The organism is Phenylobacterium sp. (genome assembly GCF_044236515.1).
In the GTDB taxonomy this organism is placed as follows: domain Bacteria; phylum Pseudomonadota; class Alphaproteobacteria; order Caulobacterales; family Caulobacteraceae; genus Phenylobacterium.
Genome location: NZ_JBIIGK010000026.1, coordinates 1 through 16096, shown reverse-complemented (window position 1 = coordinate 16096; position 16096 = coordinate 1). Strand labels below are relative to the sequence as shown.

Genomic DNA, 16096 nt, shown 5'->3' with positions numbered 1-16096 from the left:
CGGAACGCCCGCCGCCGGCCGGGACGAGTCAGTTGCGCTGGTAGGCGACCTTGCCGTCGAGGACCGTCATGTCGACGTCGATCTCGTCGAGCTGGTCATAGGGCGCTGTCAGCGGGTCGCGCTCCAGGACCACCAGGTCGGCGATCTTGCCGACCTCGATCGAGCCGAAGTCCTTTTCCATGAAGTTGGCCTCGGCGCTCCAGATCGTGAACATCCGGATGCCGTCCATGACGCTGATCGCCTCTTCGCCCTGGGCGACCGCGCCGTACTTCGTCTTCCGCTCGACCATCCGCTCGATCGAGAACATCGGCGGGGTGGCGAAGTTCTGGGTGCCGATGGTGTCCACCCCGCCGGCCGGGCGGAAGCCGCGGTCGATCAGGGTCTTCATCGGGAAGAACTTCACGTCCGGCTCCTGGACGTTGACGTCGGTCAGGCGCCACAGGAAAACCGGCTGCGGCGAGGCGATCACCTTGCTGCGGTGCATCCGCTGGATACGCTCCTCGGTGCGGGCGTCCTGGACAAGGAAGTGGCCGTAGTGCTCGATGCGGAACCGCGGGTCCGGGCGCGGCGCCGCCTTCTGCGCCGCCTCGTAGGCCGAGATCACCATGTCCTGGGCGCGGTCGCCGTTGGCGTGGGTCAGCACCTGCCAACCGGCCTTGTGGGCTTCAAGCACCAGGCGATTGAGCCGGTCCTGCTGATAGGTCACCGAGCCGGTGTTGTTGGGAATCCAGGTGGTGCCCGAGCCGTTCCAGAACGGCTTGTAGACCCCGGCGGTGGTGCCCCAGACGCCGTCCTGCACGTACTTGACGCCGCCAGCGTGGAGCCATCGGTCGCCGTCGGTGGGCTTGATGCCAAGTTCGGCCAGCCGCCCGACCGGAGACGGATCCTGAGCGGAGATGCTGGTGATGCCCGGCACGGCCATCACGCCGACGTAGTAGTTCATCCGCACCCGGGTCGGCAGGCGGCCCTCGGACTTCAGCTCGGCCATCGCCCGGTAGGCGTCGATGTCGGACATATCCGAGACCGCAGTGACGCCCTTCTTCAGATAGAAGTCTTCGAGGATGCCGCGGATGGCTTCCTTGCGCTCCTGGGGCGTGAACTTGGCGGTCTTGTTGGCCGGCCAGGGGGCGGCGGCGTCGCGAATGATCATCACCTCGCCGTTCGGCGCGCGCTCGAACCGGCCAAGGGCCGGGTCCGGATCGGGGTAGGCGCGGGTCAGGCCCATGACCTGGGCCGCCTTGCTGTTGATCAGGTGGTCGTGGATGCTCCACTGCAGGTCGACCGGATTGTTCGGCAGGCCCGCGTCCAGCGCCTCCCGGGTCGGCATCACCTGGTTGTAGGTCCCCTGCCCGACCAGCCAGGCGCCCGGCGGCCGCTTGGCGGCCTCGGCCTGCAGCTTGGCGATCACCGCCGCGCCGTCCTTCAGCGGCGGCACCTGGATGTTGATGTGATGGGCCTCGGTGTTGGCCATGCCCGCCACGTGCGAGTGGGAATCGATGAAGCCCGGCAGCAGCGCCCGGCCTTTCAGATCGATGACCTTGGTGTTGGGACCGCGCCACGCGGCGACGTCGCCGACCGCAACGATCCGCTCGCCCTTCACCGCCACGCCGCGCGCGATGGTGTCCTTGGCGTCGACGGTGATGACCTTACCGTTGATGAACACCAGGTCGGCCGGAGCCGGCGCCTGGGCGAGCGCTACGCCGGCGTAAGCCGCTGCGGCCGCGGCGATGAAGACAACTCGTCCGGGTGTGCGCATGTTAGGTTTCCTCCTGCGCGACATGGCGCCCTAGGTCGCGGTCTTTCGGGAGGTGTCATCGACGATAACCGTGGTGACGCTTCGTCACCGGCAGGAGGACGCCCACGCCCGGAAGCGGTTGGTGCAGCGCAGCGGTTGACTCACCCCACCGGTTCCACTATCCACCGCCGCTCGATTTTCGACCCGGAGCCTTTCTCGTGAAGCGGACCTATCAGCCGTCCCGACTCGTGCGTAAGCGCCGTCACGGCTTCCGCCTGCGCATGTCCACCAAGAATGGGCAAAAGGTGCTGGCTCGCCGTCGCGCCAAGGGCCGCAAGCGCCTGAGCGCTTAAGCCTGCGCGCTTAAGCCTCGCCGACGTTGTAGGGTGTCCGGGTGCCGGACGCCGCCTTTCCCATCGAACGTTTGAAGAAGCGCAGCGAGTTCCTCGCCTGCGCCCAGGCCCCCTCGTGCGCGAAGGGGGCTCTCGTCGTGCAGGCCCGGCCGCGCGAGGACGGCGAGCCGCGCGTGCGCGCCGGCTTCACCGCGACAAAGCGCATCGGCGGGGCGGTGCAACGCAACCGCGCCAAGCGGCGGATGCGCGAGGCGGCCCGCCTGCTGCTGCCCGTCCACGCCGAGGCCGGGTGCGACTATGTATTCATCGCCCGAGGCGGGGCGATCAGCCGCCCCTGGGACCGTCTGCTTGACGATATGAAAACCGCGCTGATAAGGCTCGCCGCCGGCCGCGTGAGCCCCGGCGCCCCGGCCTCGCGCCCTGCCTCGACGGACCGCATCCCCTAAATGCAACGCGACGACAACAGCCGTAACACGATCATCTTCATCGTGGCGGCGGTGATCCTCTTCATCGTCTACCAGACCTTCGTGCTGGATCCGGCCCAGAAGCGCCGGCAGGCCGAACTGGCCCGGCAGGCGCCGCAGGCCGGCGCCGTCGCCCAGGGCCGCGCGCCCGCGCCGCAGATCCCCCAGGCCGTCACCCGCCAGGCGGCCGTCGCAGCCAGTCCGCGCGTGCCGGTGGCGACGCCGTCGCTGAGCGGCTCGGTGTCGCTGCGCGGCGCGCGGATCGACGACCTCTATCTGAAGAACTACCGCCAGACGGTGGACAAGGGCTCGCCGCCGGTCGAGCTGCTGCGGCCCGAGGGCGCGCGCCACGCATGGTTCGCCGACATCGGCTGGACCGGCGCGAACATCGCCGGCCTGCCCACCCCGGACACGACCTGGACGCTGGTCCAGGGCGCCAGCCTGGCTCCCGGTCGGCCCATCGTCCTGCAGACCACCAACGGCCAGGGCCTGACCTTCACCCGCAAGGTCGAGGTCGACGAGCGCTATCTGTTCACCGTCACCGACACCGTCGCCAACACCGGCGCGGCCCCCGTGACCCTGGTTCCCTACGCGTCGATCCAGCGGCAGGGCGTGCCGGCCGACCTCGGCTCCAACCAGATCGTCCACGAAGGCGCGGTCGGCTGGCTGGACGGCAAGCTGCGGCAGGTGAAGTACAAGAAGTGGGTGAAGGACGGCGGCGGCCCCGCCTACGGCTCCTCCGGCGGCTGGCTCGGCGTCACCGACAAGTACTGGCTGACCGCTCTGATCCCGTCGCAAGGCGAGAAGATCACCGGCCAGTTCCGCCGCACCGACCTGCCCGGCGGCCAGGTTCTGGACGCCACCTACACCGGCGCGCCGCGCACCATCCCCGCCGGCCGCCAGATCACCGAGACCACCCACCTCATCGCCGGCGCCAAGAGCGTGCCGGTGCTGCGCGACTACGGCTCGAAGCTCGGCGTCGAGCGGCTGGACTGGTCGGTGGACTGGGGGAACTTCTGGTTCCTGACCCGGCCTATCTTCTCGTTCCTGTCGTTCATCACCGGCCACGTGGCCAACTTCGGCATCGCCATCCTGCTGCTGACCGTCGTCGTGCGCCTGCTGTTCTTCCCGCTGGCGAACAAGCAGTACGAGAGCCTGACAAAGATGAAGAAGGTGCAGCCCCAGATGGAGGAGCTGCGCAAGAAATATAAGGACGACCCGGCCAAACAGCAGCAGGAGCTGCTGGCGCTCTATCAGCGCGAGAAGGTCAATCCGCTGGCCGGCTGCCTGCCGCTCCTGCTGCAGATCCCGGTATTCTACGCCCTCTACAAGGTGCTGACCGTCACCATCGAGATGCGGCACGCGCCGTTCGTCGGCTGGATCCGCGACCTGTCGGCCCGCGACCCGACCAGCATCTGGACCCTGTTCGGCCTCATCCCCTGGGATCCGGCCACCGCGCCGCTGATCGGCGGCCTTCTGGACGGCGCGCTGCACCTCGGCATCCTGCCGCTCGCCTACGGCTTCACCATGTGGCTGACGACCTCGATGAGCCCGCCCGCGCCGGACCCGGTGCAGCAGAAGATCTTCCAGCTGATGCCGCTGCTGTTCATGTTCATCATGGCCCCGTTCGCGGCCGGCCTGCTGATCTACTGGACCTGGTCGAACGTGCTGACGATCCTGCAGCAGTACGTGATCATGCGGCGCTTCAAGGTCGACAATCCGATCGACAAGCTGATCCGCAGGATGACCGGCAAGCCGGATCCCGCCACGTGAGCGAGGACGCCGCCTTCGACGCCGAGGCGCTGGAGGCCGCGCGCAAGCTGTTCGCCCGCGAGGCGCGCTTCATGATGGGCGCCGTCTCGATGAGCGGCCTGCCCGACACCGAGCTGCCGGAGGTGGCGTTCGCCGGCCGCTCCAACGTCGGCAAAAGCTCGCTGATCAACGCCGTCGTCGGCCGCACTCACCTGGCCCGCGCCTCCAACGAGCCGGGCCGGACGCGGGAGGTGAACTTCTTCGTCGTCGACGAACGGCTGCGCCTGGTCGACCTGCCGGGCTACGGCTTCGCGCGGGCCTCAAAGGGCGAGGTCAAGAAGTTCCAGAACCTCGGCCGCGACTACCTGCGCGGCCGGCCCAACCTGAAGCGCGCCTTCCTCCTGATCGATTCCCGTCACGGCCTGAAGGCGGTGGACGACGAGGCCATGGCCGCCTTCGACGTCGCCGCCGTCAGCTACCAGATCATCCTGACCAAGGCGGACAAGCTGAAGCCGGCCGAGGTGGAAGCGGTGGTCGCGCGCACCGAAAAGCAGATCGCCAAGCGCCCCGCCGCCTTCCCCCGTGTGCTCGCCACCTCCTCGGAGAAGGGCGGCGGTATTCCGGAGCTTCGCGCCGAGATCGCCTCGGTCTGCGAGGTCTAGGTTCCCCCTTCCCATGAACTGGGTGGAGGGGGCGTGGCCCTGATGACATCCCGGCACGCGTCCGCTATCGGAGCCCTCCAGAGACGGAACGGGTGAACGCGGTGAGCGACGAGACCAACGGCCAGGGCTGGGCGACGGCCAAGACGCTTGCCGAGGCCCTGCCCTACATCCAGCACTACGACCGCAAGACCGTCGTCATCAAATACGGCGGCCACGCCATGGGCGAGGAGCAGGTCGCCAAGCTGTTCGCCGCCGACGCCGTGCTGCTGAAGATGCTGGGACTGCACCCGGTCATCGTCCACGGCGGCGGCCCGCAGATTTCGGCCTGGCTGGCCAAGGCCGGCGTGAAGTCGACCTTCGTCGATGGTCTGCGGGTCACCGACGAGGCGACGATGGAAGTCGCCGAGATGGTCCTCTCCGGCGCCATCAACAAGGAAATCGCCAGCTGGATCAGCCAGGCAGGCGCCGAGGCCGACGTGCGCGGCGTCGGCCTGTCCGGCAAGGACGCCGGCCTGCTGACCGTGGAGAAGGTGAAGCGCACCAAGAAGGATCCGGAGAGCGAGGTCGAGCAGATGGTCGACCTGGGCTTCGTCGGCGATCCCAAGAAGGTCGATCCGAAGATCATCGAGGCGCTGATCTACGCCGACGAGGACTATATCCCCGTCGTCGCCCCGATCGGCCTGTCCGACGACGGCCAGACCTATAACATCAACGCCGACACCGTCGCCGGCGCCTTGGCCGGCGCGCTCGGCGCCAAGCGCATGCTGCTGCTGACCGACGTCGCCGGCGTGCTCGACCGGAACGGCGAGCTTATCCGCCAGATGACCATCGACGAGGCGCGCGCGGCGATCGCCGACGGCGTCGCCACCGGCGGCATGATCCCCAAGCTGGAGACCGCCATCGCGGCGGTCGAGGCCGGGGTGGAGGCGGTCGTGATCCTGGACGGACGGCGGCCGCACGCCATGCTGGTCGAACTGTTCACCGAGCACGGGGCGGGCACGCTGATCTCCCGATGACCGGCGCGGACCTTTCTCACGTCGACACCTGGCTCTTCGACCTCGACAACACGCTCTACCCGGCCGACTGCGGGCTGATGGACGTGGTCGTGACGCGGATGACCGACTTCGTGGAGAAGGTGACCGGCCTGCCGCGCGACGAGGCGTTCAAGCTGCAGAAATCCTATCTCAGCGCCCACGGCCTGACGCTGAAGGGGATGATGCTGAACCACGGGATTGAGCCCGCCGACTTCCACGCCATCTTCCACGACATCTCGCTGGAGGCGCTGTCGCAGGATCCGGCGACCCTGGCCGCCCTCGAGCGGCTGCCCGGCCGGCGGATCATCTTCACCAACGCCGACGACGTCCACGCCGAGCGGGTGCTGAAGAAGCTCGGCCTCGATCATCTGTTCGAAGGCGTGTTCCACATCGGCTCGGCGGACTATGACCCCAAGCCCTCCCGGAAGGCGTTCGACGCCTGCGTCGCGGCGCATGCGCTGGAGCCCGAGGCGACCGCCTTCTTCGAGGACACCGAACGCAACCTGGAGCCGGCCGCCGCGCTCGGCATGACCACCGTGCTGGTCGGCGCCCACGCGCCGGCCTGCGCCGCGCCTTTCGTCCATCATCGCACAGAACAGCTGGCGCCCTTCCTTGCGGGCGCCCGGATCAGGGATCTGACATGACCGCCATCTCCCCCGCCGACCTGAAGCTCGAGATCGAGGCCGCCTGGGCCGCCCGCGAGGGCGTCGGAACGACGACGACCGGTCCGGTGCGCACCGCCGTCGACGAGACGCTGAACCTGCTCGACGCCGGGACCCTGCGGGTCGCCGAGCGCGGCGCCGATGGCGCCTGGAGCGTGAACCAGTGGGTCAAGCAGGCGATCCTGCTGTCCTTCCGCCTGAATCCCAACAGCGTCATGCACGCGGGCCCGCCCGGCCCCTATTGGGACAAGGTGCCGGTGAAGTTCGCCGGCTGGGACGCCTCGCGGTTCGAGGCCGCCGGCTTCCGCGCGGTCCCGGGCGCGGTGGCCCGCCGCGGCAGCTACATCGCCAAGGGCGTCGTGCTGATGCCGTCGTTCGTCAACATCGGCGCCTATGTCGACGAAGGGACCATGGTCGACACCTGGGCGACGGTCGGCTCGTGCGCCCAGATCGGGAAGAACTGCCACATCTCCGGCGGCGCCGGCATCGGCGGCGTGCTGGAGCCGCTGCAGGCCAATCCGACGATCATCGAGGACCACTGCTTCATCGGCGCCCGCTCGGAAGTCGCCGAGGGCGTGATCGTCCGCGAAGGCAGCGTGCTGTCGATGGGCGTCTTCCTGACCGCCACCACCCCCATCATCGACCGGGCGACCGGCGAGACGCGGCTGGGGGAAGTGCCGCCCTACTCCGTGGTGGTTCCGGGCTCTCGCCCGAACAAGAACGACCCCAGCCTGCCGTCCACCTACTGCGCGGTAATCATGAAGACGGTGGACGAGCGGACGCGCTCGAAGACCTCGATCAACGAGCTGCTGCGCGACTGACCGCCGGAACCCCGCCCGCCTCGCGCCGCTTCATCCGGGGCAGCGCGAGGAGCGGTCCATGGCCGAAAAGACGTTCAAGGCCGGCGATAAGGTGAAGTGGGACCACAGCCAGGGGACCGCCACGGGCAAGGTCGTGCGCAAGCAGACCCGGCCGATGACTATCAAGGGTCACAAGGTCGCCGCCTCCGAAGACAACCCCGAGTACGTCGTGAAGTCGGACAAGACCGGCGCCATCGCGGCGCACAAGCCGGGCGAGCTGCGGCGCGGCTAGCGCGAGCGGCTCTGCGACGCCTCGTAAAGCGTCCCGTCGTTGTGGCGGTAGGCGCTCTCGCCGGGTCGCAGCATCAGGTCGATGTCGGGATAGTCGGCGCCGTCCTCGCCCGGCCGCCGCGCGCCCACTTCCAGCAGCACGGCCTCGCGGTCCGATCGGTTCTGGATGTGGTGGCCGTCCGGCACGCCGGCCTTGAAGCCGGCGCTGTCGCCGGCCCGCAGCAGCTCCTCGCCAGCGTCGGTGACCAGCACCACTTCGCCCTCGACGACGAACACGAACTCGTCCTCGGCGGTGTGCCAATGCCGCTGGCTCGACCAGGCGCCGGGCGGCAGGCGCAGCAGGTTGACGCCGAACTGGGTCAGGCCGGCGGCGTCGCCGAGCTTCCAGCGGCGGCGTTCGCGGCAGGGTTCATCGAAGGGAGCGGGGTAGCCGGTGCCGAAGCGGGTCGGCGCGGTGGCGAGGTCGATCTTGGGCATGGGGCGGTTCCGGTCTAGACCTGACCCGAAACTTAGGAACGAGCTTTACCGGTGACCACCCTGATCGACGCCGTCGAACTCACTCGCGCGCTGATCCGCCGCCCGTCAGTCACCCCCGCCGACGCCGGCGCGATGGACGTGGTGGAGGAAACCCTGCGCAGCCTGGGCTTCGCCTGCCGCCGGATGCGTTTCGGCGAGATCGAGAACCTCTACGCCCGTTACGGGACCGCGCGGCCGAACCTCTGCTTCGCGGGCCACACCGACGTCGTTCCCGTCGGCGACGCCGCCGCCTGGTCCCAGGACGCTTTCGCCGCCGAGGTCGTCGACGGAGTGTTGATCGGCCGCGGCGCCGTCGACATGAAGAGCGCCATCGCCGCCTTCGCCGCCGCCGCCGCCAAGGCCATCGCCGACGGGACGGTAAGCGGCTCGATCTCCTTCCTGATCACTGGCGACGAGGAGGGCGTCGCCCTCGACGGCACCAAGAAGGTGGTCGAAGCCCTGCTGGCCGAGGGCGAGGTCATCGACCACTGCGTGGTCGGCGAGCCGACCAGCTCCGAGACCTTCGGCGACATGGTCAAGGTCGGCCGGCGTGGGTCGATCAACGTCGAGATCACAGTGGAGGGCGTGCAGGGCCACGTGGCCTATCCGCAGCGCGCCGCCAATCCGGCCCCGGTGCTGATCCGTCTGCTGGCCGCCCTGCAAGCCAGGCCGCTGGACGACGGCTATCCAGAATTCCAGCCCTCGAATCTCGAAGTGACCTGGATCGACGTGCCCAACACGGCGACCAACATCATCCCTGGCGTCGCGAAGGCGCGGCTCAACATCCGGTTCAATCCCGGCCACACCGGCGCCTCGCTGGCCGGCTGGATCGAGGCCGAGGCGGCAAAGGCGGCGGAGGGATTTGAGGGCCGTATCACGGTCACCCCGCAGATCAGCGGCGAGGCCTTCCTGACCGCCCCCGGCCCGTTCACAGATGTGATCGCCACGGCGGTCCGGGAGGCGGCCGGGCGCGAGCCGGAGCTCTCCACGTCCGGCGGCACCTCGGACGCGCGGTTCATCCGGGCGCTGTGCCCGGTGGTCGAGGTCGGCTTGGTCGGCCGCACCATGCACCAGGTCGACGAGCGCGCGCCGGTCGCCGAGATCCGCCAGCTCCAGACCGTCTACGAACGCCTGATCGCCCTCTACTTTGCGCGGTTTTCGTAGCCGACGCCGGTGAGATAGAGCCCATCGGCCGGCGCCACCGGTCCGCAAGCCTTGCGATCGCGGGCGTCCAGCGCCGCCCGCAGATCGTCCGCCGTCCAGCGGCCGAGGCCGACCTGGGCGAGGCTGCCGGTCATCGAGCGGACCTGGCGGTGCAGGAACGAGCGGGAGGCGAACTCCAGCCAGACCTCTTCGCCCTCCCGGCGCACCGCGGCGAGATCGAGCGTCTTGATCGGCGACTTCGCCTGGCAGTCGAGATCGCGGAAGGTGGTGAAGTCGTGGTGGCCGACCAGGACCTGGGCGGCCTCGTGCATGGCGGCGGCGTCGAGCGGCTTCTTCACGTGCCAGACCCGGCCGCGGTCGAGCGCGGGCGGGCCCGCGCGGTTGAGGATGCGGTAGAGGTAGCGTCGCTCCGTCGCCGAGAACCGCGCGTGCCAACCCTCCGGCGCCGCCTCGGCGTCGAGCACCACCACCGCCTCGTCGATCAGGTGGGCGTTGAGGGCGTTGCGGACGACGTCGGCCGGCCAGTCCTTGGTCAGGTCGACATGAACCACCTGCCCGGTGGCGTGGACGCCGGTGTCGGTGCGCCCGGCGGCCTGTAGCCTCAGAGTTTCGCCGCAGAACGCCTTCACCGCCGTCTCGACCGCCTCCTGCACCGACGGCAGGCCGGCCTGGGCCTGGAAGCCGTGGTAGCGGCGGCCGTCGTACTCGATCCGCAGCCGGTAGCGCGGCATCAGGCCAGCCCCGTCCCGGCCGGCACGGCGACGCCGTTCAGGAACGCCTCGGCGTCCTGTGGGCCGCGGCCCTCGCGCTGCACCCGCAGCAGCCGCACCGCCCCGTCGCCGCAGGCGACCAGCAGGCGGTCGTCGAGCGCTCGCCCGGCCGGCCCATCCTTGTCCTCGACGGCCGACAGCAGCGCCTTGACCCGCACCTCGCCCCTGGCGGTCGGCAGCAGGAACCAGGCGCCCGGGAACGGAGACAGGCCGCGGATCTTGCGGTCGACCTCCACGGCGGGCCGCGTCCAGTCGATGCGCGCCTCCTTCGGCCGGATCTTCCTGGCGTAGGTGACGCCCCCTTCGGCCTGGGGCGTTTCGACGGCTTCGCCGCGTTCGATGGCCGGCAGGGTGGCGACGAGCAGCGCCGCGCCCGCCGCGGCCAGCCGGTCGTGCAGGGTGGCCGCGGTGTCGTGCGGGCCGATACGGACCGTGGCGGTGGCGACCACCGGCCCTTCGTCCAGACCCTCGGTCATGCGCATGACCTGTACGCCGGTGACCGGATCGCCGGCCATGATCGCCCGCTGGATCGGCGCGGCCCCGCGCCAGCGCGGCAGTAGCGAGGCGTGGGCGTTGAAGGAGCCGAGACGCGGCGCCTCCAGCACCTCGCGCGGCAGGATCTGGCCGAAGGCGACGACCACAGCGGCCTCAAGGTCCAGGGCTCGGAAGGCGGCGATCTCCGCCGGATCGCGCATCGAGCCCGGGGTGCGGACCGGAATGCCCCGCGCCTCGGCGAAGGCGTGGACCGGCGAGGGCTTCATCTCCTGGCCGCGGCCGCGCGGGGCCGGCGGCTGCGAGTAGACGCAGGCGATCTCATGGCCGGCCTCGACCAGGGCCGACAGGGCCGCGACGGCGAAGTCCGGAGTTCCGAGGAAGGCGAGGCGCATCAGGGCCGTTTACCTGCGACGGGCGGATATGGGAACTTGGCCTCAAGCGCGGCCGTTGCTAGCCCGACCGTTAGGGAGCCCTCATATGCGCAAGATCATTCCCGTCCTTGGCCTGGCCTTGGCGCTCGCCGCCTGCAACCAGACCCAGCAGGACAAGGCCCAGGCCAACGCCAACGAGGCCGCTTCCGAGGTCAAGGAGAACTCGATCGAAGTCGGCCGGGAAATGGAGGCCAACCTCGACAAGGCCGGTCAGGAACTGAAGGAGATCACCAGCGATCCCGACGTGAAGCGGGCGGCGGGCGAGGCCAAGGACGCGCTCAAGGAAATGGGCTCGGCGATCAAGGACGCCGCCGACGACGACAAGCCGGCGACGACGACGGCCCGGTCGGAAAATCGCGTCCCGTGACGGGACGCTCTAGGCCGCCCGGAGCTTCTTGACCTTCTTGACCGCCTGTTCGCGCTTGAGGCGCGACAGGTGGTCGATGAACAGCACGCCTTCGAGGTGGTCCATCTCGTGCTGGATGCAGACCGCGAAGAGGCCGTCCGCGTCTTCCTCGACCTGCTCGCCCTGGTAGTTCAGATAGCGCAGCTTGACGCGTGACGGTCGGTCGACCTCGTCGAAATATTCCGGGATCGACAGGCAGCCTTCCTCGTAGGGGAGGGTGTCGTCCGAGGCCCAGAGGATCTCGGGGTTCACGAAATAACGCGGCTGGCGATCCTCAGCCGTGCCGAGATCCATGACGATGACCCGCTTCGGCACGCCGATCTGGATGGCGGCGAGGCCGATCCCCGGGGCGTCGTACATCGTCTCCAGCATGTCATCCATCAGCGCACGCAGCTCGTCGTCGACCCGCTCCACAGGCTGGGAGACCTGTTTCAGGACGGGGTTGGGAACAACGAGGATTTCGCGGATGGCCATGGCGCGGAGGTAGGTCTCCGTTCCCTACGCGTCAAGGCGCTCGGGTTCAGACAGCCGGGGCTCCGACGACAGCTTGGCCAGCGGCCGCACCGAAACCTCGACGGCCGGCAGCTCGCCGATCTCCTTGCCCTGGTGCTCGACCTTGAGGTCCTCGAACCGCTTGGCCTGCGTCAGGACCTGGGTCTCCAGCGAGGCGACCATCTGGTTGTAGCGCTCGACGGCGGCGGTCAGCGCCTTGCCGACGGACGAGGCGTGGCCGCCCATGACCGCGATCCGCTTGTAGAGCTCGCGGCCGAGATCGGCGATCTTGCGGGCGTTGGCCGCCTGGTCCTCGACCCGCCAGCCGTAGCTGACCGCCTTGCAGAGGGCGAAAAGGGTCGTCGGCGTGACGATCACCACCCGCCGATCCATCGCCTCGGTCAGGAGGTCCGGCGCCCGATCGAGGGCGGCGGCCAGGGCGCTGTCCAGCGGCACGAACATGGCCACGAAATCCGGCGAGCTTTCGAACTGGTCCCAATAGGCCTTGGCCGACAGCCCTTGGACGTGGCCGCGCACGCTCTGGACGTGGCGCAGGCCGCAGGCGTCGCGGCTCAAGTCGTCGGCGGCGTCCTGCATCTCCAGGAAGGCGTTGAGCGAGCACTTGGCGTCGATGACGAACACCCCGCCTCCCGGCAGGCGGATCACCACGTCGGGCCGACGGCGGCCCTCCTCCGTGTCTGTCGAGGTCTGCTCGTCGAAGTCGAAGCGGTTGGAGAGGCCGGCCGCCTGCAGCACGTTGCGCAGGGTCTGCTCGCCCCATCGGCCTTGGACCCCGGCCCCGCGGCGAAGGGCGGCCGAGAGCTTCCGCGCCTCTTCCTGCGTGGCGGTCGAGGCCTGGAGCAGCTGGGCGATCTGGGCTTTCAGGCCGCCATTCTCCTCGGCCCGCTGCTTCTCGACGGCGACGACCTGTTCCTGGAATTTCTGCAGGGTCTCGGCGACCGGCTTGAGCTGCGCCTCGATCCTGGCCTGGGCGAGTTGCTCGCGGTTGCGGAAGGTCTCCTCCGTCTGCTTGACCAGCGCTTCGGCGACGGCGCTGGCCGAACTGGCGGCCTGGGTCCGCAGATACTCGGCCTGGGCCTCGGCTTGCTCTTCCAGCAGGCGGATGCGGGCCTCGGCGATGGAGGCGCGCAGCCGCTCCTTCAGCGCCCAGGCGATGGCGGCGGCGGCCGCGAGGCCGAGGACGACGGCGGCGATGAGGGCGGCGTTCATGCTGCGTTCTTATCGCAGCCGGTGAGTCGGGGCTAGGCCGGACGCCGCGCCCGCATGGCCTGGGCGATGGTGCCATCGTCGAGCCAGTCGAGTTCGCCGCCGACCGGCACGCCGCGGGCCAGCATGGTGACGGTGACGTTCGCGAAGGCCAGACGGTCGGCGAGGTAGTGGGCGGTGGTCTGCCCGTCGACGGTGGCCGGCAGGGCGAGGACCACTTCCTTTACCGCCTCCTGCCCGGCGCGTTCGACGAGTGGGCCGATGCGCAAAGCCTCCGGGCCGACCCCATCCAGGGCCGACAGCAGGCCGCCCAGCACGTGATAGCGGCCGCGGAACGCTCCCGCCCGCTCCATGGCCCACAGGGCGCCGACCTCTTCGACGACGCAGATCAGCGCGCCGTCACGGTTGTGGTCGGCGCAGATCGCGCACGGATCCTGGGTGTCGAGACTTCCGCAGACCTGGCACGTCTTGACCCGCGCCGCGGCCTCGCCGAGGGCGTCGGTCAGCGGCAGCAGTAGCTGTTCGCGGCGTTTGAGCAGGGCGAGCGCGGCCCGTCGCGCTGACCGCGGACCGAGCCCCGGCAGCTTGGCGAGCAAACCGATCAGCCGCTCGATCTCGGGGCCGGCCGATGCGGCCAAGTCAGAACTTCGGCATGCCGGGCAGGCCCATGCCGGCCAGCGGCCCGGCGGCCTCGCGCATCATCTCGGCCTGCTTCTCGTCGAGCTTGCGTTTGGCGTCGGCGTGCGCCGCCACGATCAGATCCGAGACCACCTCGCCTTCGCCTGGCTGGAGCAGGCTGTCGTCGAGGTCGACGCGGGCCAGTTCGCCAGAGCCCTTCAGCACCACCTTGACCATCCCGCCGCCCGAGGCGCCCTCGACGGACAGCTCGGCGAGCTTGGCCTGGGCGTCGGCGAGCTTCTGCTGCATCGCCTGCGCCTGCTTCATCAGCGAGCCCAGATCCTTCATCGGCTACTCCTCACGCTCTTCTTCGGGGTCGTCCTCCGGCGGCGGCGCGACGGCCGCCTCCGGCTGCGGCTGGTTGCGGATCGAGACGATCTCGGCGCCCGGGAAGCTCTCCATCACCGACCGGACGAACGGGTCCTGTTCGATCTGGGCGCGGACCTCGCGTTCCTCGCGTTTCTGCTTTTCCCAGGCGCTCTCGGCCCCGCCGCCGCCCTGGGCGACGATCAGCCAGCGCTCGCCCGTCCATTCCTTCAGCCGCGCGACGAGCCGCTGGGCGAGGTTGGCGGGCGCCCCGGGGGCCGGCTCGTACTCGATGGCGCCGGGCCGGAAACTGATCGGCCGCACGAAGCGCTCGACGTCCAGCTTCAGGGTGATGTCGCGGCGGCGGTCGATCAGCGCCATGACGTCGTCGAAGGATTGCAGCGTCGGCGCCGGCTCGGCGGTCTGCGGCTGGGGCATGGCCCGCCGCGCAACGGCCGCACCGCCGCCGCCGCCGCCGCCGCCGGACGGCGCGCCGCCCGAGGGCCCGGCGCCAACCGGCTCGCCCGCCTGCAGCCGCTTGAGCGCCTCTTCCGGCCCGGGCAGGTCGGCGGCGTACGCCAGGCGGATGATCGCCATGTCGACGGCCGCGGCCGCATCCGGCGCGCGGCGCACCTCTTCATACGCCTTGAGGATCAGCTGCCACAGCCGCGACAGCACGCCGGCCGACACCGAGGCGCCGACGGCCGCCAGCCGCGCCGCCTGCTCCTTGGGCATGACCAGCGCCTGAGGGCCGATCGCCTTGGCGACCGAGGCGCCGTGGCAATGGTCCAGCAGATCGAGCACCACCTGGTCAGGATTTGCGCCGTAGCCGTAGAGGTGGCGGAAGGTTTCGATGGCCGGCCCGGCCTCGCCGCGCATGACCTGTTCGAACAGGCCGATGGTTTGGGCCCGGTCGGCGAGACCGAGCATGTCGCGGATGCTCTCGGCGGTGACCGTTTGCCCCGGCTCGGCCTGCACGATCGCCTGGTCGAGCATCGACTGGCCGTCGCGCACCGAGCCCTCGGCGGCGCGGGCGATCAGCATCAGGCCTTCCTGCTCGACCCGGGCGCCTTCCGCGTCGCAAATCATCTCCAGGTTCTTGAGCAGCACCTCCGGCTCGACCCGACGCAGGTCGAAACGCTGGGTACGCGACAGGATCGTCACCGGCACCTTGCGGATCTCGGTGGTCGCGAAGATGAACTTGGCGTGCGGCGGCGGCTCCTCCAGCGTTTTCAGGAGCGCGTTGAACGCCCCCGTCGACAGCATGTGGACCTCGTCGATGATGTAGACCTTGTAGCGCGCCTCGACCGGCGCGTAGCGGACGCCGTCCAGCAGCTCGCGCATGTCGGCGACGCCGGTGCGCGAGGCGGCGTCGAGCTCCAGCACGTCCATGTGCCGGCCCTCGATGATCGCGCGGCAGTGGCGGCCCTCGTCCTTGAAGTCGAGCGTCGGGGCGTCGATCTCGTCGGTCTCGTAGTTCAGGGCGCGCGCCAGCAGGCGGGCGGTGGTCGTCTTGCCGACGCCGCGGACCCCGGTGAGCATGAAGGCGTGGGCGATGCGGCCGGTGGCGAAGGCGTTGCGCAAGGTGCGCACCATTGCTTCCTGGCCATAGAGGTCCTCGAAGGTCCGGGGCCGGTACTTGCGGGCGATGACCGTATAAGCGGCGGACGTCTCGGCCACGACCGGCGGGGGCGCGCCGAACATGTCGCCCGTGTTCGGATCACGCTCTACGACCTCGCGGTCAGGCGCGTCGACGTCGAACGGGGGGTCTTGGTCGGCCATCGGATTCTTGAAGAGGAAGGGTGGAGACCGGACAACGACCCGGAGCGAAACTCGTTACGGCTGCTTCCTTCCGGAC

General features: G+C 69.6%; 19 protein-coding genes. 10 read left to right on the top strand and 9 right to left on the bottom strand.

Features of this window, described 5'->3' with window-relative positions; translation table 11 throughout:
- Positions 1–28 precede the first annotated feature (28 nt).
- Positions 29–1756, bottom strand: a complete 1728-nt coding sequence (locus ACILRF_RS04700) for an amidohydrolase (RefSeq protein WP_395671112.1) — start codon at positions 1754–1756, stop codon at positions 29–31.
- Between the two features lie 197 nt (positions 1757–1953).
- Between ACILRF_RS04700 and rpmH the strand changes: the two genes are divergently transcribed.
- From rpmH to ACILRF_RS04660, 8 genes are all read left to right on the top strand, one after another.
- Positions 1954–2088, top strand: a complete 135-nt coding sequence (gene rpmH / locus ACILRF_RS04695) for a 50S ribosomal protein L34 (RefSeq protein WP_111526839.1) — start codon at positions 1954–1956, stop codon at positions 2086–2088.
- A gap of 41 nt (positions 2089–2129) precedes the next feature.
- Complete coding sequence (rnpA, locus tag ACILRF_RS04690; protein ID WP_395671111.1) at positions 2130–2534, top strand: ribonuclease P protein component; 405 nt, start codon at positions 2130–2132, stop codon at positions 2532–2534.
- Positions 2535–4325 (top strand): membrane protein insertase YidC, encoded by a 1791-nt coding sequence (gene yidC, locus ACILRF_RS04685; RefSeq protein WP_395671110.1) that lies wholly within the window; start codon positions 2535–2537, stop codon positions 4323–4325. It abuts the gene before it with no gap.
- Positions 4322–4966, top strand: coding sequence for a ribosome biogenesis GTP-binding protein YihA/YsxC (gene yihA, locus ACILRF_RS04680; RefSeq protein ID WP_395671109.1), 645 nt, complete (start codon positions 4322–4324; stop codon positions 4964–4966). The genes yidC and yihA overlap by 4 nt, the downstream gene beginning before the upstream one ends.
- A gap of 101 nt (positions 4967–5067) precedes the next feature.
- Complete coding sequence (gene argB / locus ACILRF_RS04675; protein WP_395671122.1) at positions 5068–5982, top strand: acetylglutamate kinase; 915 nt, start codon at positions 5068–5070, stop codon at positions 5980–5982.
- On the top strand, positions 5979–6644 hold the full coding sequence (locus ACILRF_RS04670; protein ID WP_395671108.1) for a pyrimidine 5'-nucleotidase: 666 nt from the start codon (positions 5979–5981) through the stop codon (positions 6642–6644). Before argB ends, ACILRF_RS04670 begins: the two co-directional genes overlap by 4 nt.
- The gene (dapD, locus tag ACILRF_RS04665) at positions 6641–7483 is read left to right on the top strand and encodes a 2,3,4,5-tetrahydropyridine-2,6-dicarboxylate N-succinyltransferase (RefSeq protein ID WP_395671107.1); all 843 of its coding nucleotides are present in this window, start codon (positions 6641–6643) and stop codon (positions 7481–7483) included. The genes ACILRF_RS04670 and dapD overlap by 4 nt, the downstream gene beginning before the upstream one ends.
- A gap of 58 nt (positions 7484–7541) precedes the next feature.
- The gene (locus tag ACILRF_RS04660; protein ID WP_395671106.1) at positions 7542–7754 is read left to right on the top strand and encodes a DUF2945 domain-containing protein; all 213 of its coding nucleotides are present in this window, start codon (positions 7542–7544) and stop codon (positions 7752–7754) included.
- On the opposite strand, the gene ACILRF_RS04655 is transcribed toward ACILRF_RS04660, so the two are convergent.
- Complete coding sequence (locus ACILRF_RS04655) at positions 7751–8230, bottom strand: cupin domain-containing protein (protein WP_395671105.1); 480 nt, start codon at positions 8228–8230, stop codon at positions 7751–7753. The two genes, ACILRF_RS04660 and ACILRF_RS04655, sit on opposite strands and share 4 nt — an antisense overlap.
- Before the next feature lie 51 nt (positions 8231–8281).
- Here ACILRF_RS04655 and dapE point away from each other — a divergent pair, with 51 nt between their 5' ends.
- A complete protein-coding gene (gene dapE, locus ACILRF_RS04650; protein ID WP_395671104.1) occupies positions 8282–9433 on the top strand; it encodes a succinyl-diaminopimelate desuccinylase in 1152 nt (383 codons plus the stop codon).
- Here dapE and truA read toward each other — a convergent pair.
- Positions 9412–10164 (bottom strand): tRNA pseudouridine(38-40) synthase TruA, encoded by a 753-nt coding sequence (truA, locus tag ACILRF_RS04645; protein ID WP_395671103.1) that lies wholly within the window; start codon positions 10162–10164, stop codon positions 9412–9414. The genes dapE and truA overlap by 22 nt on opposite strands.
- Positions 10164–11090, bottom strand: a complete 927-nt coding sequence (fmt, locus tag ACILRF_RS04640) for a methionyl-tRNA formyltransferase (RefSeq protein ID WP_395671102.1) — start codon at positions 11088–11090, stop codon at positions 10164–10166. Before fmt ends, truA begins: the two co-directional genes overlap by 1 nt.
- An 85-nt stretch (positions 11091–11175) precedes the next feature.
- Here fmt and ACILRF_RS04635 point away from each other — a divergent pair, with 85 nt between their 5' ends.
- Positions 11176–11496, top strand: a complete 321-nt coding sequence (locus ACILRF_RS04635; protein WP_395671101.1) for a lipoprotein — start codon at positions 11176–11178, stop codon at positions 11494–11496.
- 9 nt (positions 11497–11505) lie between these two features.
- Here the strand turns inward: ACILRF_RS04635 and def are convergent, their stop codons facing one another.
- The 5 genes from def to ACILRF_RS04610 are packed head-to-tail and all read right to left on the bottom strand — an operon-like array spanning position 11506 to position 16020.
- The gene (gene def, locus ACILRF_RS04630) at positions 11506–12009 is read right to left on the bottom strand and encodes a peptide deformylase (protein WP_395671100.1); all 504 of its coding nucleotides are present in this window, start codon (positions 12007–12009) and stop codon (positions 11506–11508) included.
- Positions 12010–12033: 24 nt separating this feature from the next.
- Positions 12034–13257 (bottom strand): DNA recombination protein RmuC, encoded by a 1224-nt coding sequence (locus ACILRF_RS04625; protein WP_395671099.1) that lies wholly within the window; start codon positions 13255–13257, stop codon positions 12034–12036.
- A 32-nt stretch (positions 13258–13289) separates the two neighbouring features.
- Positions 13290–13892, bottom strand: a complete 603-nt coding sequence (gene recR, locus ACILRF_RS04620; RefSeq protein WP_395671098.1) for a recombination mediator RecR — start codon at positions 13890–13892, stop codon at positions 13290–13292.
- A gap of 1 nt (position 13893) precedes the next feature.
- Complete coding sequence (locus tag ACILRF_RS04615) at positions 13894–14220, bottom strand: YbaB/EbfC family nucleoid-associated protein (RefSeq protein ID WP_395671097.1); 327 nt, start codon at positions 14218–14220, stop codon at positions 13894–13896.
- A gap of 3 nt (positions 14221–14223) precedes the next feature.
- The gene (locus tag ACILRF_RS04610; RefSeq protein WP_395671096.1) at positions 14224–16020 is read right to left on the bottom strand and encodes a DNA polymerase III subunit gamma/tau; all 1797 of its coding nucleotides are present in this window, start codon (positions 16018–16020) and stop codon (positions 14224–14226) included.
- Positions 16021–16096: the final 76 nt, after the last annotated feature.

Coding starts and splice junctions, on each gene's coding strand:
- ACILRF_RS04700 (WP_395671112.1), bottom strand. CDS start 1,756: ATGCGCACACCCGGACGAGTTGTCTTCATCGCCGCGGCCGCAGCGGCT.
- yidC (WP_395671110.1), top strand. CDS start 2,535: ATGCAACGCGACGACAACAGCCGTAACACGATCATCTTCATCGTGGCG.
- ACILRF_RS04670 (WP_395671108.1), top strand. CDS start 5,979: ATGACCGGCGCGGACCTTTCTCACGTCGACACCTGGCTCTTCGACCTC.
- dapD (WP_395671107.1), top strand. CDS start 6,641: ATGACCGCCATCTCCCCCGCCGACCTGAAGCTCGAGATCGAGGCCGCC.
- ACILRF_RS04660 (WP_395671106.1), top strand. CDS start 7,542: ATGGCCGAAAAGACGTTCAAGGCCGGCGATAAGGTGAAGTGGGACCAC.
- ACILRF_RS04655 (WP_395671105.1), bottom strand. CDS start 8,230: ATGCCCAAGATCGACCTCGCCACCGCGCCGACCCGCTTCGGCACCGGC.
- truA (WP_395671103.1), bottom strand. CDS start 10,164: ATGCCGCGCTACCGGCTGCGGATCGAGTACGACGGCCGCCGCTACCAC.
- fmt (WP_395671102.1), bottom strand. CDS start 11,090: ATGCGCCTCGCCTTCCTCGGAACTCCGGACTTCGCCGTCGCGGCCCTG.
- ACILRF_RS04635 (WP_395671101.1), top strand. CDS start 11,176: ATGCGCAAGATCATTCCCGTCCTTGGCCTGGCCTTGGCGCTCGCCGCC.
- def (WP_395671100.1), bottom strand. CDS start 12,009: ATGGCCATCCGCGAAATCCTCGTTGTTCCCAACCCCGTCCTGAAACAG.
- ACILRF_RS04625 (WP_395671099.1), bottom strand. CDS start 13,257: ATGAACGCCGCCCTCATCGCCGCCGTCGTCCTCGGCCTCGCGGCCGCC.
- ACILRF_RS04615 (WP_395671097.1), bottom strand. CDS start 14,220: ATGAAGGATCTGGGCTCGCTGATGAAGCAGGCGCAGGCGATGCAGCAG.
- ACILRF_RS04610 (WP_395671096.1), bottom strand. CDS start 16,020: ATGGCCGACCAAGACCCCCCGTTCGACGTCGACGCGCCTGACCGCGAG.